Here is a 25213-nt window from a genome sequence, read left to right as displayed (position 1 = left end):
CCCCAGCCTTGTGATTCAACGCATTTACCATCTTAAACGTGCTTTGCCCGAGCTGTATGAGCTTGAGCGCTTGCTAGAGCGCGGCCGCGAGCATTTGCGCATCAGTGTGCCCGCTCATATTCCCCAGCCCATCGATGGGCAAACATTGCAGCTGCCCTTTTATGTGCTGGAAGCCGGAAGCCGCGCCCCATTAGCGCCGACCCTGGTCTTGGTTGGCGGCGTGCACGGCATAGAGCGCATAGGCACCCAAGTCATTTTGGCGTTTTTACGCACCCTGCTGGAGCGCCTCCAATGGGACCCTGCCATTCACGAGCAGCTGGCACAGCTGCGCTTATTGGTGATTCCCATCGTCAACCCAGCAGGCATGTGGCGCAACCAGCGCGCCAATGCTCACGGCGTGGATTTAATGCGCAATGCACCGCTGGATGCCTGCGGCAAAACGGCTTGGCTGGTTGGCGGCCAACGCATCAGCCGCCATCTGCCTTGGTATCGCGGTCGCAAAGACGGTCACATGGAGCTAGAGAGCCAGACACTGGTCGACGTCGTCAGCAGTGCCATTTTCAGCCAACCTCATTGCATCAGTCTGGATTGTCATTCCGGCTTTGGCGTGCGTGACCGGGTGTGGTTCCCCTATGCCGGCGACACTCAACCTTGGCCAGGCATTGCCGAAAGCTTGGCATTGACCGAGCTGTTTGAACGCACCTACCCCAGTCATAACTATTTATTCGAACCGCAATCGCTGTCCTACACCACCCACGGCGATTTATGGGACTACCTTTACCGCCACTACGCCAGCAAACAGCCGAATGGCATTTATTTGCCACTGACATTGGAAATGGGCTCTTGGCTATGGGTCAAGAAAAACCCTCGCCACCTGCTGCGCTATCACAGTTTTTTCAACCCCATCATGCCGCACCGCCAGCAGCGCATTCAGCGCCGGCATTTGCTGCTGTTCGATTTTCTAATGTCCGCCGTGCGCAGCATGCCGACCTGGGCGCCCAGCGATTTGCAGCACAAACAACATTGCCACCGCCAAGCATTGCAGCGTTGGTACCCACACGAAGCCTGGCAGGTGTAACAGTAGGAAAGGGATAACAATTGTAGCAAAAGTGCGTATCATGTCGCGCTGATTGCCAGCTGATTAAGAGTAGTTAGGATTCATGTTGCGAGCTGTTTTGTCTGCCAGTGCCGCACTGGCTGTAATGCTATCACCCGCCGCCCAGGCTGACTTCCAAGCCCACATTGGCGCCACCAGTGAATATATTCGCGACGGCATCAGTTACACCCGTGCTGAGCCCACCCTGCAAACTGGCCTAAGCTACCAACACACCAGCGGCCTTTACGCTGGCGTCTGGGGCAGCGGCGTACGGCTGCAAAAAGACAGCCCGGATTACGAAACCGACGCTTACCTGGGCTGGTATGTGCCTTTAAGTGACCGCCTGGCCATCGACACCAGCCTGACCCATTACCGTTTTATCGGTGATAAAGACGTAGAAATAGACGCTTATAACGAGCTCACCGTGCGCGCACTGTACGATGACGCTTTGATGTTTGGCTGGCGCAAAGCACCGGAGTATTTGGGCTCAGAGCACTCTAAGAGCGCGTTTGAACTGGCTTACACGGTGCAAACAGGTACGTTTTCGATCGAAATGCTGACCGCTCGCCATCAATACCACAGCTATGATGATGATTTTAACTTTGGTGATGAGCGCCGGGACGACTACTGGCAATTCCGCATTGGCGTTGGCCGCAGTTACGGTGCCTACGACTACCAGCTATCACTGGAACGCACCAACTTAGGGAGTGAGTTTGATGCCGGCACCAACTTCCTGTTTACCGTCCAGCGCTACTTCAACTTCTGATACGCCGCTGGTGTTACTGCGCGGCCTAGTGCGCGCGCAGTTTCACTGGGGCGACTTCCCTCTTTGTCTACAACAGACCCTGCCACACCATACACTTTGGCAACCCGAGCTGCCTGGCAACGGTGAGCTTTGGCAGCAAACCTCGCCACTCAGCATCCCAGCCATGACCGACGCCATTCGCCGTCAACTGCCAGAGCAGCGCCCGCTCCATATTATTGCCATTTCCATGGGCGCCATGATCGCCAGTGACTGGGCCAAACGCTACCCGCATGAAGTCAGCGAGCTGCATCTCATCAATACCAGCTTTGCCAATCTGGCTCTGCCCTGGCAGCGCATGCAGCCAAGAGCGTTGCTTAAACTGCTGCAGGCAGCTTTGCATTGGCGCCCTAGCCGAGCGCGTTTAGAGGCCGCCATTTGGCAGCAAACCGTCAATGAAATAGATGTAAGCAAGAAAGACAGAGCCGACTGCCTTGCCGATTGGACGGTGTTTGCTCATCAACACCCTCTCAGTATCCGCAACGCCCTGCGCCAGCTCTGGGCTGCCAGCCGCTTTCGTGGCCCGTTAGGAGCGCCCTGCGCGCGCACCGCCCTGTATGCCAGCCAGGGGGATCGCTTGGTTAATTGGCGCTGCAGTCAACGCATTGCTCAGCAGTGGCACTGTCCGCTGCATTTACATCCAAGTGCGGGCCATGATCTACCGCTGCAGGATCCAAACTGGCTGCTGCATCAGCTGCAGCAGCAGCGTGCCAGCTGGCACAGTGAGACAAACGCGGCAGACAAATCTGTTGCGGAAGGTCGGTAAGTCGAACGATCTGCTCGGGCTCCAGCCCGGGAGGAAAGACCAGCTCGCCGCCATCCGTTAACTTGCTGGGGAAACTGGCCACATCGGCAAAATAACCGAGCAGCGACTGCTGCTTAAACACCAGCAGCGTCAGTTGTTGGCGATAATCCCTCCCCCGCACGCGCTCCAGCCCAATCAGGGTGAACTGTTGCCACTGGCCAAAGTAGTAATAAGACACGACGTGGTCCTGGTGGCTGCTGGCCAGCAGATCCGGGTAATGCATCGACAGATATTGCTCTGCCCACTGCGGGGTCACCTGACCTTGCACGGCATCGGCAGAGTAGACAACGCTACTCCACAACCACCCCAGCAATGCCAGATAACGCAGTGGGCCCATACTCAATACTCTGGGTAAGTCAGCGTCAGCTTTTGATTGAGGTACTTTTCCAAGTCGGGCAGTACAAAGGCATCGTCTTCCGACACAAAGCTCACCGATACGCCTTTGGCACCCGCGCGACCGGTACGGCCGATGCGGTGTACGTAGTCCTCTGGGTCTTCCGGCAAGGTGTAGTTCACCACATGGCTGACGCCCTCGACGTGAATGCCACGCCCAGCAACATCGGTAGCCACCATGATGGTGACGTCGCCATCGCGAAAGCGCTCCAATGTTTTGATGCGTTTTTGCTGGCTCACTTCACCCGACAGCAACAAGGCCTTATGGCCTTTTTTGTTGAGTTTGTCGCACAGGTTGCGGGTTAAGTCGCGGCGGTTAGCAAAGATAATTGCACGCTCAGGCTTTTCTTCATCCAATGTGCGCAGCAACATGCCGAATTTTTCTGACTCAGACACCAGATACAAGCGCTGATCAACGCGGTCCGTGGTGACTTGCTCAGGTTCAATGATGACTTTAAGCGGATTGACCGTCCATTGATCAATCAAGATGCGCACATCGTAGTTAAACGTGGCCGAGTACAGCAGGGTTTGGCGCTCGCCTTTGGGCGGAGTCGAGCGAACGATGCGGCGCACATCCGGAATAAAGCCCATATCGAGCATGCGGTCGGCTTCATCCAGCACCAGAACTTCCACCTGGTCCAAAAACACATCCTGGCTGCGCATAAAGTCGATTAAGCGCCCTGGCGTGGCCACCAAAATGTCCACCACTTCATCGCGCAGACCTTTGCGCTGCTCTTCGTAATTCATACCGCCGACAATGGTATGCACCGTCATGCCGGTGTAACGCGCCAAGCCCTCAGCGTCTTTGCCAATTTGCATCGCCAGTTCGCGCGTTGGCGCCACAATTAACGCCCGCGGCTCGCTGGCGTAGCGCTCTTTCGGTTGCTCGGTCAGCAGTTGATTCAGAATGGTGAGAATAAAGGCCGCCGATTTACCGGTGCCTGTTTGCGCCTGACCAATGGTGTCGCGGCCACGCAAAGCGGCCGGTAAGCTCTCGGCCTGAATGGGCGTGCAATATTCAAAACCCAACTTATGGATTCCGCGCATGACACTGTCTGGCAGACCCAGATCGTGAAACCGCACCTTACCCGGCACGGCTTCTACCTGAAAATCGCTCAGCGACCAACTTTCTTGGCGTTCATCACGTGCCGGACGCTTGGGCTTATTCTTGCGGGGCTTGCCTTTGCTTGCTTGAGCATGCGGTGCAGCCTTGTGATGATCGCGGGCGGGTTGATTGTCTTCTTTCGGGTGGGCTTTTTTCTGACTGCGACTGGCAGCCTTATTGGCTGGACTGGGGCTGTTATTGGCCTCAGTGCGTCGTAATAAGCGTTTAAACAAGGTCGTCTCCGTTAAATCTGCGTGGCGTCAAAGCGATAATGAGCAAACTCATCGTGACGCTGATAAAAGTTCAGCAGGGCCTGTTTCAGTTGTTCGGCCCGGGGCGGTAAGCCCGCGCTCAGGTATTCGCTGACCTGTTGTCCGACGGCCAGCCGAAAGGCCCTAAGACCCTGCTCGACCGCTTCGCGGTCGCCATCCAGGTTGTCGGTGCTGACGCGAAAACGCCGGCCGCAAGCAACAGATAATATCCACTCCAATGCCTGTGGTTTCACTTCCACCTGTTCAAAGGCGCGCTGCTGCTCAACAGTGCGCCCGTCTGGTTGATACCAGTAACCAAAATCCACCAGCTGACGGCGCTGGCGGCCAGCAATGCACCAATGACTGATCTCGTGCAATGCCGATTCATAAAAACCGTGGGCAAATATGACTCGATGGTAGGGGGTTTGCGCATCGGCCGGCAAGTAAATCGGTTCATCGCCGCCGGCGATTAAGCGGGTATTCTCTTCATGACTGAACAGTGTGTTGAATATCTGGATCAGGTCTAGCGGGTTTAACTCAGGATTCACTATTCACTCTTCTGTTACTTCGGTGCAGAATGCCCGGCTTGCTTTTCCGGACCTGTCATCATGTCGTTTACTCGCCACGAACTCAAAGCGCTTAGCCGCCTAACACTGCCCATTCTCGCCACCCAACTGGCCCAAATCGGCATGGGCACCGTGGATACCTTGATGTCCGGTTATGTCAGCACCCGCGACCTTGCTGCCGTCGCCATTGGCACCAGTTTCTGGATGCCGGTGTGGCTCTTTCTGGCGGGCATTTTAGTCGCCCTGTCGCCACTCACCGCGCGCCTGAACGCTGCCGCTCGTGGCGCCGACTTACCGCATTTATTGGCTGCCGCACTTTGGCTTGGCATTGTCGCAGGCGCCATTGCCGGCGTTTTTCTCTATGCCATGGCACAGCTCATCGGCGCCTGGGTGGATGACCCAGTAACCGCAGAGATTGCCGCGCAGTATCTTACTGCAATTGCCATCGGAATGCCTGGTGCCGGTGTGTTTTTGGCCTATCGCTTTTACGCCGAGGCCCTCAATCAAGCCAGCCACGTCACCCGAGTGATGTTGGCGGGCCTAGCATTCAATGTGCCCGTGAATGCGGTGTTTGTGTATGGCTGGTTTGGCCTGCCACCACTGGGCGGCGTCGGCTGCGGCATCGGCAGCTCTATTGTGTTCGCTACCATGGCCTTTGCCATGGCCATCAACACTCGTCGTCATCGACTGCAGCCAGAATTTCGCCTGTGGCGGCGCATTTGGCGCCCTAAATGGGACAGAGTCAAGCAATTAGCCGCCGTCGGCTTGCCGATTGGGGTGGCGATTTTTTTTGAAGTGAGCTTATTCTCGGTCATTGCGCTGTTTTTAACCGAACTTGGGCCAACGGTGGTGGCTGGCCATCAGGTGGCACTCAACGTTTCTTCGCTGACCTTTATGATCCCACTGAGCTTGGGCATGGCGCTGACGGTTAGAGTTGGGCATCACCTCGGCGCTGGCGCCTACGATTTAGCCCGCCGAGCCTCCTGGCTTGGCGTGGTCGTTAACTTAGGCATCGCCATGTTCAATGCCAGCTTAATCGTGCTGCTGTCGGCGCCGATTGCCTCGCTGTATTCACCCGACCCCAAGGTAGTTGCCCTGGCCGCGACCTTGCTGCTGTTTGCTGCTGTGTTCCAGCTCTCGGACGCCATTCAAATTGCCGCGGCAGGTGCTCTGCGCGGCTATCAGGACACCATAGCGGTGATGCTCATCACCTTTGTCTCATATTGGCTGCTGGGCCTAGGGCTGGGTTATTGGCTGGCCTTCTTAGCGCCGGAACCGTTGGGCGCTCAAGGCTTTTGGATTGGCTTGGTGGTTGGTTTAACCGCAGCCGCCATCGCACTGGGCTGGCGCTTGGCCGTTATCGCCAAGCGCCCTGCCGTGGTTCACGGCTAACAACGGTTATAGAAGTGCCTTACGGGCAGGGATTGCAGATCTCCGCATGTACTAAGTCGATCTCTGCCAGCACCTCATCGCTGAGGGTAACGTCGGCACTGTTTATGTTTTCCTCCAGCTGCGCAAGATTAGTTGCGCCGATGATATTGGAGCTCACAAACGGCTGCTGTGTCACAAACGCCAACGCCAAGGTGGCCGGCGACAAGTCGTGTTGACGGGCAATGTCGACATAGCGCGCGATGGCGCCCTCAGCATGCTCACCCACGTAGCGAGTAAAGCGGTCAAATAACGTCAGACGCGCCCCATCTGGCCGCTGGCCATTGAGGTACTTGCCACTTAACGCACCAAAGGCCAGGGGCGAATAGGCCAGCAAGCCCACTTGCTCGCGGTGCGACACTTCCGCCAAGCCAACCTCGTAGCTGCGATTGAGCAGATTGTAAGGGTTTTGCACAGACACTGGCCGAGCGTAGCCGCGTTGATCAGCGATGCTGAGGGCCTTCATCGTGCCCCAAGCGGTTTCATTCGACAGGCCATAGTGCCGAATCTTGCCTTGCTGCTGTAACTCATGCAGGGCCGCCAGAGTTTCAGTCAGTGGCGTAGATTCTGCCTCGCTGTGATCGGCGCGATAGCCCAGCTTGCCAAAAAAATTGGTATTACGGGCTGGCCAGTGCACTTGGTACAGGTCGATGTAGTCGGTTTGCAGACGCTTAAGGCTATCTTCGACCGCCGCCATAATGTGTTCACGAGTCAGCTGCGGACCGCCTCGAATGTGCTGCATCCAGTCTCCCGGCCCACTGACCTTGGTGGCCAACACCACTCGATCACGCTGACCACGGTGCTTAAACCAGCTGCCTATGTAGGACTCAGTACGCCCTTGGGTCTCGGCTTTGGGCGGCACCGGATACATTTCAGCGGTATCAAAAAAGTTAATACCCCGCTCTAAGGCAAAGTCCATTTGCTCATGGGCCTCGCCTTCACTGTTTTGCTCACCCCAGGTCATGGTGCCCAGACACAGTTTACTGACTTGAATATCGGTGTTGCCTAACGGCCGACGTTGCATGCTGCTCTCCGTTTTGTCGTTAACACAATCTCGCTGTGCATTATGCCCGCGCTATTAGGGCAGGTATTGCATAACACTGTTCAGTACCAACCCAGTACCAGCCGCGATTAACTAACTTTCTTTACATTAATCAACTCTCTTTGCAAAAGCCGTTTAAGCCATCCAGTAGCTACTTATACCGACCCCTCACCCGGGTCTCACGCAGCCAGCTGTCACGCTCAACTCGCACATTCAACCCTTAAAGCCCAACACAGATAACGGTATAACTTTACCACCAACATGGCTCAAGTCAGGTCAATGCAGCAGGCTGAACAAGCGGCGGCGGTACGCATTGGCCTGCTCGCGATCTGGCATGGTATTGAGAATGTCCACCGCGGCTTTGCGTGCTTGGTCTTTATCTGTCGCCGCCAAATTGGGCTCAGCTAGCCTGGCCAGCAACTGCTCTAACGCCGCCTCAAAGTTTTGCTCCGCCGCCGATGCCAGCGCCTGATTGACCACATCACCATCGCTTTGGTGTTCAGACTGAAACAGTGCCAGGCGTGATTTTGCCTGCACGATTTCTGGCGCCCGCTGCAACAACAAATCAGCCTGCTCTAATGCTTGCCGCGCCTCTGCTAGACGATTATTTTCCATCAAGGCCGTGGCCAGTCGCGCCAAAAACTCTGGCCTAGAAATTTGCTGTTCACGTACTTGCTGCCAAGCTTGCCGCAACAGCTCAATGCCCTCATCGACCCGCCCCTCAGACAAACACTGCTCACCGCGTTGCAGCAGCTGGTCGTACTCGTGCACCACATAGGGCTCCACCCACTGACGCAGAGCACTTTCCCCCTGCAAGCCCTGCAGTTGTTGCACCACTTCACCACGATAAAACAGCATCAAGGTGGGCAAACTGCGCACCTGAAAACGTTCGGCCAGCGCCAGCTGTTCTTCTGTATTGACCTTAACAACATCGAGCTGCCCCTGCATTTGCTTAGCCAAGGTCTGCAGAATCGGCAACTGCGCCTGGCACGGCGCGCACCAACTGGCCCAGAAATCCACCATGACCGGCCTCTGCTTGGATGCCGCGATGACTACATCATCGAAGGTGTCGATGGTCGCTTCTAAAAGCGTCGTCGCTTGCGCCGGCTCTTGCTCTTTGGCTTGTTGTATTTGAACATCCACGTCGCTCATGCCCTGCTCCTTTTTTGCTTCTTAAGTGAAGTGGGTGGAGGCGAAGCTCAACACTTTCAAGTTCAGTTGCGGTATAAAGCCTTTCTGACACAGCACACAACGAGAGAAACAATGCAACGCCAACACTGGTGGCTGTCGGCAGGACTGCTGGCTTTATTTATGCTGACTTTGCTCGGCTTATGGTGGTTTCAGCAACAGGCCGTACGCCCTTTTATTACCTCTGAGGACGCCATTGATTATTGGCAAGCTGAAGGCGTTGCAGAACGCTTAGCACCGCTGTGGCAGCAACTACCGCCCACTGAGCTGCCCACCCTGATGCACTTTTGGAACCCAGACTGCCTATGCAACCAGGTCAGCCAACGCCACTACTCGAGTCTGCTGGCCCAATTTGATAGCACACAGCTGCGGGTGGTGGTGGTGGCAGCTCACACCAGCAGCGAGCAACAACGCCGTGAGCTTAAGGCACTTAACCCAGACCGGCTGCAAGTGATTACCGCACAGCCTGGGCTGCAGTTACCCAGCAGCCCGGCTTTGGCCTTGTTTCATGCCAGTGGCGAGCTGGCTTACTTTGGTGCCTATGGCTTTGGTGCGCTGTGCACCGTGGCCGACGACCAGCTGTTTCCGACCCTAGTGCGCCGCCTGCAACAAGAGCCCTACGGCCCCTTTATGAGCGTGGCGGGCGACGGCTGCTTTTGCGCTTGGCCAAACGACGATGCAAGCGCCGCAGCTGGCGCGCCATAAGCTGTTGCGGTTTGCCCGCAGGCTCATCGGCGACGTAAACATAATGCTGCAACTGGCGCCGGGTGCGTTCGACCTCACTGGCACAGTCTGGGCGCTGGCGCTGCACTTGAGCCAACAGCTCATCGGGCGTGCTACCAGGCTGGCCCAATTGCTGCTCTAGCAGCCAATGCTGCAGTTCACTCCAAGCACGAGCAAAGCCATTGCGATAGCGCGGCCGCTGCTGCCACCACAGCCACAACAGGCCGCTCGCCAACAGCAATGCAAAGCCGCTGGCCAGCAGGTAAAGCCATTCTTTATAGCTTTTAAGACCGATCCAAACATCCAACAGCTGCTGCTGACGGCCACGGTCATAGGAGAGTACAAAGCGGTGCCAATAAAAGTTGAGCTGATCGAATTGCATGCGCATCGAGTTCAGCCAGCCAACGCCGGTAAAGCGATGAGGCGATAATGGATTGTCGGCTAAGAAGTTTTCTTCCTCCTCGCCTGCCAACGCCTCACGCAGCCCTTGCTCGATGCGCTCAGGTGCCACTGCTGCGGTAGGGTCGACGGATATCCAGCCCTGCCCTGCCTGCCAATACTCCACCCAAGCATGGGCATCGAACTGGCGCACGGTTAAATAACCGGCTTCCGCGTTCCATTCACCGCCTTGGTAGCCGGCCACCACACGTGCCGGCACCCCAACTGAGCGCAACATAAAGGTCATGGCGCCGGCGTAGTGGGCACAAAAGCCGCGCCGAGTATCGAACAGAAAGCCGTCGATGTCATCGCTGGCCAAGGCCGGCGGCTGCAAAGTGTAAAAATACGGCTGCTGGCGAAAATGCTGCAAGATCTGATTGACCAAGGCCGAAGCATCGCCTTGATAGCGCTCAGCGGCCCATTGGCGCGCACGTTCATTGCCACGCCCCGGCAGCTGCACACTTTGCTGCCATACCCGACGCGTTAGACCTTGCTCTGCAATGCTGACATTGGGCAGCGATTCGACCTGATAGCGAATGCGCTGGCGCACTTCGGTGCGATACACGAGGCGATCATCGCCAGTTAACCCTGTGCGCGGCTCCACTGCACCCACACCGCGCAAGGCAAACAGCCAGCGCTGATCGGTGGGTTCTTGAACAACTTCGTAGCGCACCACGCCCTCAGCGTCCGTCGGCGGGCGCCAGGCATTGGGGGCATAGTCGACCTCGGTAAAGATGCCGCTGGGCGACCAACGTCGGCCATCGTAGCGGTCCAGCGTTAAGGCGCGGAAATACAACTGCTGGCGTGGCAATGGCTGGTTATTATCAAAGGTCACACGAAAGGCCAGTTCATCCGACTGGCTCAAGTTAGCAATTTCGCCCGGCGCCATACTCTCTGATAGCCCAGTGCGCGCCTGATCGCTTTGCAAGCGTACATTCCATAAAGGCCCTAAACGTGGAAACAAAAAATACAGCAGCAACATCACCGGCAAAGATGCCAACAGTAACTTTCCCGCCACTTGACTGGCCGACTGCGTGCCCTGGCTGGTGCGATGCGCGCTGATAAGAGCGCTGGTCATCAGCCAAATGGCGAACAAGGCCAACAGGCCAGCCAACAGCTCTTGCTCAAACAAAAAGCCCGTCGCCAAGGTGAAATAGGCCATAAAAATGACCACATAGGCATCGCGCAAGGTGCGCATTTCCAGCAATTTGAGCACACAAGCGGCAATCAAAAAGGCCGCGGCACTCTCCAATGAAAAGCGACCACTGAAGGTACTGCCCACCGCCAGCACCGCCAATAACACAGCGATCAACTTGAGCGTGCGCCCCGGATACGACCAGCGCCCCAGGTGCACCATCCAGCGCCAACTGGCCGTTAACACCGCCAAGCCCCACATCCAAATGGGCAAATGCGAATAATGCAGTACCAAGCTGGCGGCGACAGCAGCCAATAGCCAGGGCGTCGCCGGCCGCGGAATCGAGTGAGTAATCATGACGCCTCCTCGCTGTAACCAAACAGCGCCAGCGCTTTTAAGCAGGCTTCTAAATGCAGCTCGGAGTGCAACTGCGGCAGAGTTTTACCCGGCAGGCGCAAGCCATAGTGCCAGCCATTAGCGTGGGCTTTTAACACCCAAGCCGTTAGGTGTGACAGGCGCTGCTCGGTATCCAATGGCGCCAGCGCTTCCCAATCAAACCAACAACTGGCGCCTTCATCACTGTCAAAGTCCTTGCTCACCAAGCCGCGGCCACGGGCGTATTGCTTCCAGGCGATGCGCTTGAGGGAATCGCCCGGCTGGTAGCTGCGCAGCCCCTGAAAGTCCTGTTCACCACTGCTATCGATGCTGGCGCCTTCCAGCCACTCGCCATCGGTGCCACTGGCGAAGCGAAACGGCGTCCATATCGGTTGCGGATACACCACCACCGGATAGCGCAAGCGAATCCAGCTCCAGCAACGAAAAATACCCAGCGGGTAGCGACTTTCTAGCAAAAAGCGTTCAGCGTTTAACAAGCCACGTTTTTGGGTCGTTACCGTTAACAACGCTTCGCTTTCATCGCCGCGATTCACATCCGCGACGACTTCTGGGCCATTGGGGTAACGCAGCAGTAAAGACTGGTGCGCCTTGCTCTTACTGCTGCGTAAACGCACCGGCAACTCGATGGTGTCACCGGCGAATACCGGCAGTGCATGACCCGCCGTTAACGTCAGCCCAGACAAATTGCCAAAACTAAAATGCATGGCACTGATGCCTACGCTAAACAACCAAAAGGTCATGCCATAAATCAGGCTATTCTGGTAATTGATGGCCGTTAGCAGCATCACCAACAGCAAAGCCGCGTACAACCAGCCAATGGCCGATGGGAAGATAAAGATCGAGCGGTGGCCTAAGGTCAGCTCTGAGCACGGCGGTATTCGCCGCTCCATCCAGCCTTGCCAGCGCCGCCGCCAGGCTTGGCGCCAAGTGCTCATAACAATACCGGCACCTTGTTCAAAATTTGCTGCGATACCCGACCGGCGCTGCCATCGGCCGCTTCGGCCAAGCGATGGTCAACCACGGCGGCCAGTACCGCCTGAATATCCTCAGGCAGCAAATGTTGGCGCCCATGCAGTACCGCCCAAGCTTTCGCCGCACGCAGCAATGCTAAGCCACCGCGCGGCGACAAGCCGTACTGGTAGCCGCCGTCATAACGGGTATAGGCGATGATGCGCTGCAAATAATCCAACACCGAGCCCGACGCTTTGACATCGCTGACCTGTTGCTGCAATTGCTGCAGTGTGCCTGCCGATAGTACCTGCTCCACTTCATTGGCCAACTGGCGGTGGTCACGCCCTTCAAATAACGCGCGCTCCGATTTTTCATCCGGGTAGCCGAGGCTAATGCGCATTAAAAAACGGTCCAACTGCGATTCCGGCAAAGGAAAGGTGCCCGACTGATGCACCGGGTTTTGCGTGGCGATCACAAAAAACGGTTCCGGCAGCGGCCGGGTTTCACCTTCGACGGTGACCTGACGCTCTTCCATTGCCTCCAGCAAAGCGCTTTGCGCCTTAGGCGTGGCACGGTTGATTTCATCGGCCAGTAGCAACTGGCAAAACACCGGCCCGGGATGAAAGCGAAAACGCCCTTGCTCGCTGCCTGGCTCGCGCTCAAACACACTCACGCCCAGCACATCAGCGGGCAGCAAGTCGCTGGTGAACTGTACACGGTTGTAGTCCAAGCCCAGCACGCCCGCCAACGCATGGGAAAGTGTGGTTTTGCCCATGCCGGGCAAGTCTTCCAGCAGCAAATGGCCGCGCGCCAGCAAGCAGCTCATCGCCAGCTTTAACTGCGGCTGTTTGCCCAAAATAATGTGATTTAAGCGGGAAATCGCTGCTTGAAGCTCGGTGCTCATGAAGACTGCCTGTTGCCAATACTAAGAGCGACAAGCATAGGTAAGCAGCGATCACATGAAAAGGCAGGAAAGGTCAAAGTGCCAAGCGGTTAACCCGCGTTTTTCTTGGCGTTTTGTGTCCTGAATCGGAAGTTCGTATATTTTCAGAGCGAATGGAAAGCACTAGTACAAGGCGCTGTTCGCAGGAAATATCGGGATCTTTTCTAGAGCAGCAACGCCGTAATGGGGCTTTCCATTCACTCCCTTCGGGCGCACCCTTCAAGCCCTCTGACTTCGTTCTGCCGCTTGCCAATGGAACCACCATTACCTGTGAGGCACGCCTTGCCAGAGAACTTGAAAGGTCCGCTGAATGCATGCGAACTTCTAATTCAGGACACCAAGGCCATCTTGGCCAAAACAGATTCAGGCACTGGCTCTGTTTCAAACATATAGCCCGGCTGCAACTGCGCCAACATGCGCTGCAGAGGCTGCACACGCCGTCTTTGCAATACCGCCACCCGCGCCAGTGCGGTGGCGTGCAAGCGCCCTTGCACCTCAAAGCGGTGCTCCACATAAAAGTACTTGTGCTCCATATGCAGCACACGGCTCGTCACAGTCACCTGAGCTAACGGCGGAATTTCACGAATAAAGGTTAAGGAACGTCTGAATAACTCTGCACAGCTCTGCGCGAGTGCAGCAGGCTTTCAGAACAAGGCGGCGATGGCAGAAAATGGCCAGCCCTTTTCAACATCGATAACGATGTTATGGAAGTCTGCTGCCCGCGCCCTGCGGGGAACGCCTGAGAACTCCAGCTCTGTGTCGCCGATTTTTGCTGTAGCTGGCTAAAGCGGCAAACCGCCTTCGTGACCTGGAGCCCTCTGGCGATCCAGAGCGGGCACCGAGTTATGCAGAGGTTCCTTCACGTTTGACTGGCCAACACCGAGCGCCAGCCATGGCGCACAAATAAAGGCACCGCGCCGAACTCAATAAACAAACGAGTGCGCGCTAAATCTAACCATTTGCAGTAGACGCCATTGGTCAGGTGCAGATTAAAATCGCAATCCCAAGGCCACACCCGAAAGCTCACTTGGCTGTGCGCCAACACCTCAGCCAAGGGCCGCCGACGACGCGGCCACAACAGTTTTAAGGTTCGAGCACTGTGCATCAAGACGCTCCTTTGGGCATGACTTTGCGCATCAAGCCTTCTTGGGCAACGGAGGCCACCAGCTCGCCCTGCTGATTAAACAACTGACCACGGCAAAATCCACGCCCGCCACCGGCGTTGGGGCTATCGATGGCGTACAACAGCCACTCATCCATGCGAAATGGACGATGAAACCAAATGCTGTGATCGAGCGACGCCACCTGCATGTCTTTTTGCGACACCGACACCGCATGGGGATGCAGTGCCGTGGTAATCAAATTGAAATCCGAGGCGTAGGCCAGCACCCGGGCATGATCATGAAAATCATCGCCCAAGCTATCGTCAGCGCGCATCCACACGTATTTCAGCGGTTCCTTTTTTTGCGGCGCAAAAATATTGACGGGGTCGAGCACGCGCTGCTCGATGGGTTTATCGGCGGTATAAATATCGCGCACACGCTCGGGAAAATAGTCACGAAACATGCGTGCCAGCTCCAACTGTGATGCCACACCGTCCGGCCCGTTGACGGTTGGCATCGGCGCCATGTGTTCAAAGCCCGCTTCCGGCAGTTGAAACGAGCACATCATGGTAAGAATGGCTTTGCCGTGCTGACTGGCCTTTACCTGGCGGGTGACAAAGCTGCGACCGTCACGCAGCACATCGACTTCAAACTCGACACTGTCTTGCACCGTGCCCGGACGCAAAAAATAAGCATGCAGCGAATGTGGCGCCCAATCGCCGGCGGGTAAGGTCTGCATGGCGGCCGACAGGCTTTGGCCGAGCACCTGGCCACCAAACAGAGCGCGAAAGCCTAAATCCTGGCTATGGCCACGATAGCGGTTAACGCCAATGGCCTCCAAACGCAGTAACTGCAACAACTCGCGTAATACGTCGCTCATAAGTCACTCCCAGCGCAAATAAAGCGCTACTGTAACCCAGCCGCACACTCACACATTGGCTGATATGACGATCAACAACCTTACTGTGGTGGTGGTTGTGGTTATAGTTGCGCCAGCCCCTGTAAATAGCCGTTGAGCAAGGTGTGACGCATGATATCGGCCTGACTGCGAGAAAACATTTTCAGCTCAGCATCGGGCTGCAAGGTGCGCATAAAGCTCATGGTCAGCTCACTGTTACTGCAACTGGTGTCAGGCAAGCCGTCGCAACTGTATAGGCGGTGCCCCTCCCCCAGCTGAATATGCCCAAGCAGGCCTAAGTAGTGGCCCAGCTCGTGGGTTAGGGTTTTGCCCTGGGCATAGTCTTCATGCAGCCAGCCCAGAGCTTCAGGCTCGCCATATTCCAGAGAGCCAAACACCCGGTACTCCAGGGTAATGCCCCACTGCTCACGCGCCGAGCTGGGGCCCGCCACTGCACTGCCCAAGGCCGCCAGGCGACCGGTACGCGTGCTGTACTCCCCTACCCAGATGTTGATGTAGCGTGACGGATCCCATTGCGCCGCCGTGCCGGTGCAGTAATCACAGGAGCCATCGACTGGATCAGGGTACGGCGTGCGGGTAATGCCAGTACTGGGCTGGCCTTGCGGGTCTTGATCAGCCAGCACCAGCTCAATGCGGGCATCAGCAATGTATGGCTGATAGACCTCGGGTACCGTCGCAAGCTCAGCGCTGTTGAGCGCACGCAAATGCTGATTCGTAGCCGCCAGCTGTGACTGGATTTGCTCATCACTGATGTTGGTTTGCTCATCGCGATACAGAACATGCACCACCACAGGCAAGCGCAACACCGCTTGGCGCTGCTCCGCCGACAGTGGCAATTGCAGGTCATTATTCGACGATGACGACGAGCCTGAACCACCGCCGCAGGCACTGAGCAGGGCCGCCAATAGCAGCCCAGTTGCACGCAACAAACCCGAGCGCTGCCCATGGCAGTTCATCACAGCTCGGTTCATCCATCGCCTCTCTCCAATACGGCGCATTAAGCGGCTCGCTCCGATACGGCGCATTAAGCGGCTCGCTCCGATACGGCGCATTAAGCGCCGACCGCCAAAAACGCCGACACCAGTTTGTCGATGCGGTTTTCGCTCAAACCGGCCACATTAACGCGACCACCGCCCACCACATAAACGCCGTGTTGATCACGCAGCGCAGCGGTTTGCTCGGGCGTTAAGCCGGTGACAGAAAACATGCCGCGATGGTGTTGGAAATAGTGAAAGCGCTCACTGCCGCTGGCCTCTCTAAAGGCACCGGCCAACTGTTCACGCAAACGCACGATGCGCTGCTGCATGGCGTTAAGCTCGGTTAACCAGCTCTGCTGCAGCTGCGTATCGGCCAGGATATGAGCCACGATGGCAGCGCCATGATCGGGTGGCATGGTGTAAGTCGCACGGGCAATGCGCTGCATATGGCCCTTGGCACGCTGAGCATGCTCTAGGGTCTCACCTATGATCAGTGCCGCGCCGGTACGCTCACGATAAAGGCCAAAGTTCTTCGAGCACGACACCGCCACCAGCACTTCTGGCAAGGTGTCGGCCAGCAAGCGCAGGCCGGCGGCATCGGCGTCTAAGCCATCGCCAAAGCCTTGGTAGGCCAAGTCGACAAACGGCAAAAAGCCCTGTTGCTGGGCCATGGCCGCAATTTTCTGCCAGCTGTTCCAGGAAATATCGGCCCCGGTCGGGTTATGACAGCAACCGTGCAACAGCAACACATCGTTTGGCCCCAGCTTGGCAATGGCTGCCAGCATCGAGGGCTCATCAACCTGCTTAGTGGCCGGGTCAAAGTACGGGTACTCGCGCACCTCAAGGCCACAGGCCTCCATCACCGGCTGGTGATTAACATAACTGGGGCGGCTCAGCCAGACCGTCGCCCCTGGGCGTGCGTAGGCAATTAACTCGCCCAGCATGCGCAGCGCTCCGCTGGCACCGGGCGTTTGAATGGCGGCCGTGCGCGCCAGTGCGCTGGTATCCGTCAGCAACAGCGTGATCATGGCCTGGTTAAACGCCTCGTTGCCCGCCAAGCCGACATAGCTTTTGCTGTCTTGCTGCGCGGCAATGGCGATGGCCGCCTCACGCACGGCGGCCATCACTGGGGTATGGCCATCGGCCGTGCGATACACACCTATGCCCAAATCCAGTTTGTCGTCACGCTCATCTTGTCGATACGCCACCGTTAACGACAGAATCGGATCTTCTGCCGGGGGAGCCAACTGCTCTAACATCAATTTGATCTCCGTTCAGGAAATAGTCCACTGGCGAATAGCACGCCCAAAGCGACCAAGAATAACCCCACCAGGGTGCTGAATTCGACCGTTTCCTGCAAAAACACCGCCGCGACGACCGTCGCCAGTACCGGCGTCAATGAGCCGATGGCTGAGGTAATTTCTGCACCGAGCTGGCGAATGGCATAGCCATACAAAAAACCCGCGCCCAAGCCGACCGCCAGCCCTTGCACCAGCAGTTGCGGCAACCACTGCTGCCAACTGACTTGAAATACAAACAGCGACGGCCATTCAACAGCCGCCCACACCAGCAACACCGCACTGCTGGGCACGGTAACCCAAGCCGCGACATCCAAGGGTGCCAGACCGCTTTGCCGGACTGACAAGGTAAATACGGCCCAAAACAAACTGGCGATTAAAAACAGCCCTTGCCCTTGTGCCAACTCTGCATTGGCCTGTTGCCAACTGGTGAGCAACAGCGCAGCCACGCCCAGAGCAATGCTACCCAGACCGATACGCTTATTGCGGGTAAGCGGCTGGGCAAACAACCCTACCGCCAACAAGGTCACAAACAAGGGTGCCACACCGGGAATCAGCGTGCTGCCATGAGCCACCGGCGCCCAATGCATGGCGTAGGCACCGAGCAAGAAAAACGGCACACCGCCGCCCACCAACATGCCCAACTGCCATAAACGCGGCACTGCCAACAGCTGTGCCCGGCGGCGCCAAAACCAAGGTGCTAATAACAGCCCAGGCACGGCAAAGCGAAACAGGGTTAAGTCCAGCGTCGATAGCGGCGACAAGGCTCCCAAACGCAGCGACATAAAATAGCTCGACCAAATCAACACCGTGGCAAACGCCGCCAAATAGCCCAAGCGACGCTGACCGGCGTGATTATCAATGGGCACAACGGTTTTCCAACTCAAGCTTTGGCTGGCCGACATGGGGCTCGATACAGGGCCGGACATAGTGCTCTCCAATTAACAACTGACACTATTGTGCTTGGACCCAGCTGCCCAAAGGTGGCAATATTTTGCAAACTGAGGCGCTACTTGTGCCACATACAGCTAACTTTATTGAGTTTTTCGCCATATGAAGCCCCTCGACCGCATCGACCGTCGCTTACTCGACCTGCTACAACACAATGGCCAGCTCACCGCCCATGAGCTGGCCGACAAGGTCGATTTATCGCCATCGCCCTGCGCCCGACGCATTCGCCGCCTGCAACAAGAAGGCTGGATTCAGCGCTACCGCGCCGAGCTGAGCCGCGAAAAACTGCAGCTCGATATCACGGTGTTTGTGCACGTGCGCCTCAACCAGCACCAAGACGCCGTTATCGAGCAGTTTGAGCAAACAGTAAAAGACATGGCTCAAGTGGTGAGCTGCCATACGGTGTCTGGGGCGTTTGATTACCTGCTGCAAGTTGTGGCGCGAGACCTGCGCGACTACGAATCTTGGGTGCGACGCCTGCAAAAGCTGCCCAACGTCAACACCATCGACAGCAGCTTTGCCATTCGCGAGGTCAAAGCCGGTGGGCCGTTGCCGTTATAGCCGGTTATATAACTGACAGATACACACCTGCGGGCTGAAATCTGTGCCACAACTCGTATAATGTGCGCCCGTTTTTAAGGTGGCTCTATGTACCCGGTTTATCAGCACAACGTCCAACTCGAGCAATACCCTGAGCAGCTGCAGGCCAAAAGTGCCGAGTTGGCGGCGGTGTTGGCACCGTTCAACGCGCCAGAATTAGAGGTGCACGCCAGCGCTCCACAGGGGTTTCGACTGCGGGCTGAGTTTCGCTTGTGGCACGACGGCGAACGCTGCTTTTATGCCATGTACGCACCGGGCGATAAAAGCCAGCCTTACGAAGTCAAAGATTTCCCCATCGCCAGCCCGCTGATTCAACGTCTGATGGAGGAACTGCTCGACGCGATCCAACCCAATGAGCTGCTGCGCCGGCGTTTATTTCAGGTGGAGTTTTTAACCACATTAAGTGGCGATGCGCTGATTACGCTGATTTATCACAAGCGGCTGGACGACGCCTGGCAAAGCGCTGCCGAACAGCTGGCGCAGCAATTAGACGTTGCCATTATTGGCCGGGCGCGTAAGCAAAAGCGCGTGTTAAGCCGCGACTATGTCAATGAAACCCTCAGCGTTGATGGCCGCGATTATCATTACCGACAAATTGAAGGCGGCTTTACCCAGCCCAATGGCGAAATGAACCAGCACATGCTGAGCTGGGCACGCAACTGCGTCACTGGCATTGGCGGCGATTTATTAGAGCTCTACTGCGGCAACGGTAATTTTTCCATCGCCTTGGCCGATCGCTTTCGCCGAGTACTGGCAACGGAAATATCAAAAACCTCGGTGCAAGCCGCACAGGTAAACATCGCCGACAACCAGCTCGACAATGTCGATATTATTCGCTTATCCAGCGAAGAATTTGTGCAAGCACTGCGCGGCGAGCGCAGCTTTCGCCGTTTAGAAGGCATTGCCTTAAACGACTATGATTTTCGCACCGTATTAGTCGACCCCCCACGTGCAGGGTTAGACGACGAATCCGTTCGCCAAGTGCAAGCCTACGAAAACATTGTTTATATTTCCTGCAACCCGCAGACGCTAGCAGCCAACCTGAAAGTGTTAAACCAAAGCCACACCATCCAACGCGCGGCGCTGTTCGACCAATTCCCCTACACTCATCACACCGAAGCCGGGGTGTTTTTGCAGCGCAAATAATCGCGCTTCTACATACACCTCATAAAGCACCCCACAAACCCTCAGCGCTTGCCCAGTGCTGGGGGATTTCTTACAGTCACGTCCATAAACCGCTTCGCGGATGCTTGGATAATCGACTGTGAAATATTTACGCCCGGCCGTGGCACTGCTCTGCGCCTCACTATCCGCCGCCTGCAGCGGCAACACCGGCCAAAGCGGCGGCCCCCATTTGCACTTCGACGTACAGAAGTGTGGCCCAAACTTACCCCCTAACTACAACGCGCTGCCCTGCGGCCAAACGCTGCCCGTCACTTTTAAAAACACCCACCCACACGCTTGCGGGCCTAAAAAAGGAACCACCTACCCAGCACTGGGCAGCTAAAAGCAAACACTCAGAGCTTGCTCGTCGATTAATAGACGGGCACGCTACTTACGTGACTTAACTAGGCACCCAAACCACACCCAAACCACACCCACAACATACTTCAGAGGTTGCTATGACATCCGACATACATCGCCGCCACGATGGCCGGACACTGCCCCGCTCTGAGGTTGAAAAACGCAAACTCGAGCATGACGCAGCGCGTTTATTTATGCGCCGATTTGAGCAAGACACCGGCCAGCCCATGCGCCATATTTGGCACAACGAACCAAGAAAACCCGACACCTCGTGTTTTTATCAAGGCAGGCAACTCGATCTGGAAATTGCTCATTTATACGCCAGCGAAGACGAAGCCAAATGGGTTTCCGGCCGCCAAGAACACGACCCGATTTGGTGGTATTTGCAAGAGTTATTAGAGCTCTCCCAACCACAGCAACTCAAGCACGCCCTCGGGCGCTTACTGGCCAGCAAAGCCTCAAAACATTACGACTCCGAGCGCGTATGGCTGGTAATTCGCAACGCCAGCCCCGCCTGGAGCCGCGAGCAAATCACCCAAACATTGCACACATTAAACATCGACCAAGGGGAGTTCGAACAGATCTGGCTGCTGCCCGACTTTGCCGGCGAGCAGCCGTTGATTCAGATACAGTAATGGTAGTTATTGCAACACATCTGGATCATTAAGCAATGGATCATGCATTTCTGGGATCAACTTGCCCTCTTCGCCTGGGCATTCAGAAAATGATGGAAAGCCTTGCTGCCAGGTCAACTCGTTTTCTCGCAGCCAGCCTTCGATCACTACGTCCAGGGTGATTTGTGGTAAATACTCGCCAGTCACACCGTTTTCAAGACGTTTTTGTGTCGCAAGGTCGCGCTCATAATGCGTCAGACTATTACGGACTTTATTCCAAGCGATGGATTCGGTTTTGTTGTTGCTTACAAAGGCTTTCTGCCATTTTATAAGATCTGGGTTACCGTCTTTATCGAAATCACCTGCAAACAGTTTACTGTAAACACGAACGCCAGGCTCAAGCTGGCCACCTTGATATACAGAGTGCTGCCAGATAGCAGAGTAGCCGTGATACTGCTGTTCCAGCGGTGGCATCGGAGCGCCTTCAAAGGCCTGACGAATATATTGGTCGTTCGGCTCCCAATCACTGCCGTCGTAGTACATGGAAAACACCAGCCTTCCGTAGTGAGGCGAGAATATTTTCATAATCTGAGAGTGCATGATCACTAGCTCAGGATCGCCATCACCTTCCACGTCGCCGTAACGTAATGGCGACTTGCCAAAGCAACCATGACGATATCCCGGCACCAAGTCATAGCCACTAAAACCTGGTGCAAAGCGAATTTCAGGAGGAAAATCTAAATAAGACCAGGGCTCAATACTCCAGTTCTCACCCTGATCATGCGGGTCATCAAAGTCATAGTGACCCACGCCACCAGACGATAAAGAGAAATAGCTATTTATTTCATAGCGGTAGACATACCTCGTTGCATAACCATACTTTTCGTAGAATTTCTTTAGCAGATCCACATTATCATCCAGGTCATAACCAAGCTTTAAATCTTCGATTGAATAAGCTACTGAGCTCAATAGACTCAAAATCACTATCGATAGTTTCTTCATAATCCTAATTGCATGCCATTTTGAGATTGTCATTCAAGAGGGCTGCTCTTCTGTAATCTCGATACTTCTTGGACACCCTTCTACCGTCTAGAACTACAGTCGCGCCACTCACCCATTCACTTTCCCCATACACAAAGCACCATTCTTCTCCCGCTCTGATTTCTATCTCAGGGTCATCATCAGTACTGATATCCGCAGCCGCAGTACCACCCATCCAGACATAGCGCCTTAGGTGACCTGCAAATAAGTCTTCTTGGTTACGTACCTCAATGCTGTATTTACAGCTATGGCATACGTAGTCACCGGCATCGTTAGTGTGGTTGCTTTTCGAATTCCTCTGATAAATGTACTGCTTTAACATACGTGGCCATGGGTAGTTACGAAAACGCGTTCCGATACCATTGTAAAAACCTATGGCTTTTGCCAAAGCCTCGTAGTCATCCTCACGCACAGTTAATGCTCTGCGAACAAGCGCCTGCGTCGTGTTGTCGATATAGCCACGAAAATCAGCCATCGGATGGTTTGCACCCGTCGGATCTCCAGCGATCGAATTGCCATAGTCCTCCCGCATTCGGTTTGTTCCTGTAAAGGCCAAGTGCATACCACCCCAGCATCGAGCAGTACTGGCCGTCGCCTCGTTATTAGAAGCGGTATGAGCGACAAATGCTTGAAACTGATCGCTGGGATCATAGAAGTTAAGCGCCATATCACTGTGTGCTGCACAAGGGCGAGGCCCGTAGCGACTTGTATACAGAATCTGACTAAAGCTTAAACTGCCGCTTTCATGCATACGAAAAGGGGTCTCCGGATACCCTCCACCCCAGTGAAGCTCGTTTTGCAAGCGGCTGGTTTATTTACCCCAATTGTTAAAGAGCCATGTCCAGCCATCAGCGCAACACATCCGGGTCATTAAGCAGCGGATCGTGCATTTCTGGAATCAATTTGTCCTCTTCCCCTGGGCATTCAGAGCGAGAGGGAAAGCCTTGCTGCCAGGTCAGCTTCTTGTCCTCCAGCCACGTTAAGGCATCAATAGTGGATGTTTCCTGTAAAGCATAACCTCCTTCAACCAACTCATAGTGCATAGCCGCCTCGCCAATCATATGAAACCCCGGCACAGCTTCACTTCGTAAATTTGAACGATACATTTTCCTCCAAAGGATAATATCCAATGCATCATCACCATCAAAACTGCTTACAAAGATTTTAGAGTAGGACTTTTGCGCTTGCAGCTTCTGCATAACCAGTACATCGGCTCCACTATCAGAAAAATACTGAGGATCCGAATCAGAGTATGGCGGAGGAAATATTTCCTTCTCGGTATCTTCAATTAACTCGTCATTCAATTCGTAGTGATAACTAAAGATGACTTCCTCATTTAGAGGAGAAAAGAAAACGATTGAAGCACCTGCAAACAAAACAACCTCGGACGTGCCATCACTATCGAAGTCACCATAGCGCAGAGGAATACTTTTCAAGCAGCCTGCCGGCATAGTTGAATCGAGCGAAAGATAACTGGCCACCCTACTGACTATCTCAGTAGGGTTTTCAGGTAACTCAAAATCCCCACCACGCGCAATGCTTGCAGCCTCTGCAGCAGCCGCATACTCGCCAGCGAAAAACAAATGTCCAGGCCAAGGATGAATAGGCCAAGCATATAATAGCACACCTTTTTCATAGTTTGCCTTACCTATTGTTGAGTCATATGTATAAACCACACCATCACCAGCATCCACAGCAAAAGTGGGCGAGTAGCCAGCTTCGAAGTCTGCTGCAGTGAGCTTTCCCCACAGAACGTCACCAGGGCCCAAACCATCTTTCAACTCTATAGATAGGGCATTAATAGGAAAGGCAAGACAGATAGAGAACATCATCATTTTCATATGTTTAGCATTCAACCTTATGTTCATCAGACCTAGATGCTCGCCCGAAGTAGTCACTCCAACGCGCTGGACGCACACCACCTCCGCGAAGGTTAATATTGAAAGCCGGATTCATCCAATCCCTTTCTCCATACTCGAAACACCAAAACTGTCCAGCACGAGGATTCGGCGTCCCATCAGAGTTTCGGTCTGGATATACGCCACCGCGCCATTTATAGGTTCTGTATGGGAGATTCAGCTTATCATTGTCATGCATTACCCGAATACCGTATCTCATTGCCGTAGTTCGTCCTGAAAGACGCCTCTGCCCCCGACTTCTTTCTGGATACGGAATCGCCATTATTTGTTGATATTCGTTGCTTCCAGGTGTCATCTGGGAAGTAATTAATTCAAGCCAAGACGTTTGATTAAAAATACCTGCACCTTGATTATATGCTCCTATCGCCTTTGCCAAGAGCTCATATGTATCATCGGTGTGATTTCCCCCAGCAACAGCTTCTGCTACTTCACCCGTACTGTAGCCGAGAAGAACTAAGGTATCTCCACTACGATAAGTTCCTGTGTAAGAATCGTTGTTAAATGCACTTCGAAACGAGCGACCGCAGTTTCCTTCTGCTGCTGCAAGCCACACAGCCTTCGCTACTAAATTCTGACCAGGGTCATAATGGTTAACGCGGCTGCCACCGTATTGATCATAGGCAGAAACAGCACCGCATATACTCCTTCTAGATGCACCAACCGACGTACCATCCAATGACAAACCTCCGTAGGCATACTTGTTTTGTATTTGATTGAACCCGGTACTTCCCGCCTCGTCGGCTCCGCCAACAGTAAGCCTAAATACATCATCAAGCCTTGCACTGTACCCCCAATGACTACCATCAGATTCTTGTTCTGCCATCGCTCTTAAAATATCAACACGCTGAAAATCTCTATATCGACTCACCTGCCGGTGAAGAGCAACTGTGTAAGTTGGTTCTATATTATCTAGTTCCACCCCACGAGGATAGTGAATCACTCTGTAGTGGTCTAATTCACCCGGACACCTCGTTAAGATAGTATTCATATTAACCGAGGTGAACG

Annotated in this window: 25 protein-coding genes; 8 read left to right on the top strand and 17 right to left on the bottom strand. The window is 54.9% G+C overall.

What is annotated here, in order from left to right; all coding sequences use genetic code 11:
- The first annotated feature begins 10 nt into the window (after window positions 1–10).
- From IE090_RS05940 to IE090_RS05930, 3 genes are all read left to right on the top strand, one after another.
- Window positions 11–1078, top strand: coding sequence for a M14 family zinc carboxypeptidase (locus IE090_RS05940; protein ID WP_189387455.1), 1068 nt, complete (start codon window positions 11–13; stop codon window positions 1076–1078).
- An 82-nt stretch (window positions 1079–1160) separates the two neighbouring features.
- A complete protein-coding gene (locus IE090_RS05935) occupies window positions 1161–1862 on the top strand; it encodes a TorF family putative porin (RefSeq protein ID WP_189387454.1) in 702 nt (233 codons plus the stop codon).
- Window positions 1813–2664 (top strand): alpha/beta fold hydrolase, encoded by an 852-nt coding sequence (locus IE090_RS05930; RefSeq protein WP_189387453.1) that lies wholly within the window; start codon window positions 1813–1815, stop codon window positions 2662–2664. Before IE090_RS05935 ends, IE090_RS05930 begins: the two co-directional genes overlap by 50 nt.
- Window positions 2665–3042: 378 nt before the next feature.
- Here IE090_RS05930 and IE090_RS05925 read toward each other — a convergent pair whose 3' ends face one another.
- Window positions 3043–4434, bottom strand: a complete 1392-nt coding sequence (locus IE090_RS05925) for a DEAD/DEAH box helicase (RefSeq protein ID WP_189387452.1) — start codon at window positions 4432–4434, stop codon at window positions 3043–3045.
- An 11-nt stretch (window positions 4435–4445) separates the two neighbouring features.
- Window positions 4446–5000, bottom strand: coding sequence for an elongation factor P hydroxylase (locus IE090_RS05920; protein ID WP_189387451.1), 555 nt, complete (start codon window positions 4998–5000; stop codon window positions 4446–4448).
- Window positions 5001–5060: 60 nt separating this feature from the next.
- Between IE090_RS05920 and IE090_RS05915 the strand changes: the two genes are divergently transcribed.
- Complete coding sequence (locus IE090_RS05915; protein WP_189387450.1) at window positions 5061–6410, top strand: MATE family efflux transporter; 1350 nt, start codon at window positions 5061–5063, stop codon at window positions 6408–6410.
- A 19-nt stretch (window positions 6411–6429) separates the two neighbouring features.
- On the opposite strand, the gene IE090_RS05910 is transcribed toward IE090_RS05915, so the two are convergent.
- A complete protein-coding gene (locus tag IE090_RS05910) occupies window positions 6430–7470 on the bottom strand; it encodes an NADP(H)-dependent aldo-keto reductase (RefSeq protein ID WP_189387449.1) in 1041 nt (346 codons plus the stop codon).
- 294 nt (window positions 7471–7764) lie between these two features.
- Window positions 7765–8640 (bottom strand): thioredoxin, encoded by an 876-nt coding sequence (gene trxA, locus IE090_RS05905; protein WP_189387448.1) that lies wholly within the window; start codon window positions 8638–8640, stop codon window positions 7765–7767.
- Between the two features lie 111 nt (window positions 8641–8751).
- On the opposite strand from trxA, the gene IE090_RS05900 reads away from it, so the two are divergent.
- Window positions 8752–9381 (top strand): DUF6436 domain-containing protein, encoded by a 630-nt coding sequence (locus tag IE090_RS05900; RefSeq protein ID WP_189387447.1) that lies wholly within the window; start codon window positions 8752–8754, stop codon window positions 9379–9381.
- On the opposite strand, the gene IE090_RS05895 is transcribed toward IE090_RS05900, so the two are convergent.
- From IE090_RS05895 to IE090_RS05855, 9 genes are all read right to left on the bottom strand, one after another.
- Window positions 9305–11329 (bottom strand): transglutaminase TgpA family protein, encoded by a 2025-nt coding sequence (locus IE090_RS05895; RefSeq protein WP_189387446.1) that lies wholly within the window; start codon window positions 11327–11329, stop codon window positions 9305–9307. The two genes, IE090_RS05900 and IE090_RS05895, sit on opposite strands and share 77 nt — an antisense overlap.
- The gene (locus IE090_RS05890; protein ID WP_189387445.1) at window positions 11326–12303 is read right to left on the bottom strand and encodes a DUF58 domain-containing protein; all 978 of its coding nucleotides are present in this window, start codon (window positions 12301–12303) and stop codon (window positions 11326–11328) included. The genes IE090_RS05895 and IE090_RS05890 overlap by 4 nt, the downstream gene beginning before the upstream one ends.
- Window positions 12300–13223: an AAA family ATPase gene (locus tag IE090_RS05885; RefSeq protein WP_189387444.1), complete on the bottom strand. Its 924-nt coding sequence runs from the start codon at window positions 13221–13223 to the stop codon at window positions 12300–12302. Before IE090_RS05885 ends, IE090_RS05890 begins: the two co-directional genes overlap by 4 nt.
- 368 nt (window positions 13224–13591) lie before the next feature.
- Entirely contained in the window at window positions 13592–13849 is a 258-nt protein-coding gene (locus IE090_RS05880; protein WP_373296412.1) for a thioesterase family protein, read from the bottom strand.
- A 272-nt stretch (window positions 13850–14121) separates the two neighbouring features.
- A complete protein-coding gene (locus IE090_RS05875; protein WP_189387442.1) occupies window positions 14122–14367 on the bottom strand; it encodes an acyl-CoA thioesterase in 246 nt (81 codons plus the stop codon).
- Window positions 14367–15245, bottom strand: coding sequence for an acyl-CoA thioesterase (locus IE090_RS05870; RefSeq protein ID WP_189387441.1), 879 nt, complete (start codon window positions 15243–15245; stop codon window positions 14367–14369). The genes IE090_RS05875 and IE090_RS05870 overlap by 1 nt, the downstream gene beginning before the upstream one ends.
- A 101-nt stretch (window positions 15246–15346) precedes the next feature.
- Window positions 15347–16255, bottom strand: coding sequence for a M43 family zinc metalloprotease (locus tag IE090_RS05865; RefSeq protein WP_189387440.1), 909 nt, complete (start codon window positions 16253–16255; stop codon window positions 15347–15349).
- Between the two features lie 80 nt (window positions 16256–16335).
- Window positions 16336–17520 carry an amino acid aminotransferase gene (locus IE090_RS05860; protein WP_189387439.1) on the bottom strand — a complete coding sequence of 395 codons (1185 nt, stop codon included), beginning with the start codon at window positions 17518–17520 and terminating at the stop codon, window positions 16336–16338.
- The gene (locus tag IE090_RS05855) at window positions 17520–18488 is read right to left on the bottom strand and encodes a DMT family transporter (RefSeq protein WP_189387438.1); all 969 of its coding nucleotides are present in this window, start codon (window positions 18486–18488) and stop codon (window positions 17520–17522) included. Before IE090_RS05855 ends, IE090_RS05860 begins: the two co-directional genes overlap by 1 nt.
- 124 nt (window positions 18489–18612) lie before the next feature.
- Here IE090_RS05855 and IE090_RS05850 point away from each other — a divergent pair, with 124 nt between their 5' ends.
- From IE090_RS05850 to IE090_RS05840, 3 genes are all read left to right on the top strand, one after another.
- Window positions 18613–19071, top strand: coding sequence for an Lrp/AsnC family transcriptional regulator (locus IE090_RS05850; RefSeq protein ID WP_189387437.1), 459 nt, complete (start codon window positions 18613–18615; stop codon window positions 19069–19071).
- Window positions 19072–19158: 87 nt separating this feature from the next.
- Window positions 19159–20256: a tRNA (uridine(54)-C5)-methyltransferase TrmA gene (trmA, locus tag IE090_RS05845; RefSeq protein ID WP_189387436.1), complete on the top strand. Its 1098-nt coding sequence runs from the start codon at window positions 19159–19161 to the stop codon at window positions 20254–20256.
- Between the two features lie 476 nt (window positions 20257–20732).
- On the top strand, window positions 20733–21269 hold the full coding sequence (locus IE090_RS05840; RefSeq protein WP_189387435.1) for a hypothetical protein: 537 nt from the start codon (window positions 20733–20735) through the stop codon (window positions 21267–21269).
- A gap of 6 nt (window positions 21270–21275) precedes the next feature.
- Here IE090_RS05840 and IE090_RS05835 read toward each other — a convergent pair whose 3' ends face one another.
- The 4 genes from IE090_RS05835 to IE090_RS05820 all read right to left on the bottom strand — a co-directional run.
- A complete protein-coding gene (locus IE090_RS05835; RefSeq protein WP_189387434.1) occupies window positions 21276–22250 on the bottom strand; it encodes a hypothetical protein in 975 nt (324 codons plus the stop codon).
- Between the two features lie 4 nt (window positions 22251–22254).
- Window positions 22255–23040: a hypothetical protein gene (locus tag IE090_RS05830; RefSeq protein WP_189387433.1), complete on the bottom strand. Its 786-nt coding sequence runs from the start codon at window positions 23038–23040 to the stop codon at window positions 22255–22257.
- Window positions 23041–23137: 97 nt separating this feature from the next.
- Window positions 23138–24130: a hypothetical protein gene (locus IE090_RS05825; protein WP_189387432.1), complete on the bottom strand. Its 993-nt coding sequence runs from the start codon at window positions 24128–24130 to the stop codon at window positions 23138–23140.
- A 4-nt stretch (window positions 24131–24134) separates the two neighbouring features.
- Window positions 24135–25213: hypothetical protein (locus IE090_RS05820; protein WP_229815520.1), on the bottom strand; the 1079-nt coding region annotated here is incomplete at its 5' end.

Origin of the sequence: Bacterioplanes sanyensis (assembly GCF_014652515.1) — a bacterium.
Taxonomy (GTDB): Bacteria; Pseudomonadota; Gammaproteobacteria; order Pseudomonadales; family Oceanobacteraceae; genus Bacterioplanes; species Bacterioplanes sanyensis.
This window is presented reverse-complemented; position numbering and strand designations above follow the sequence as displayed.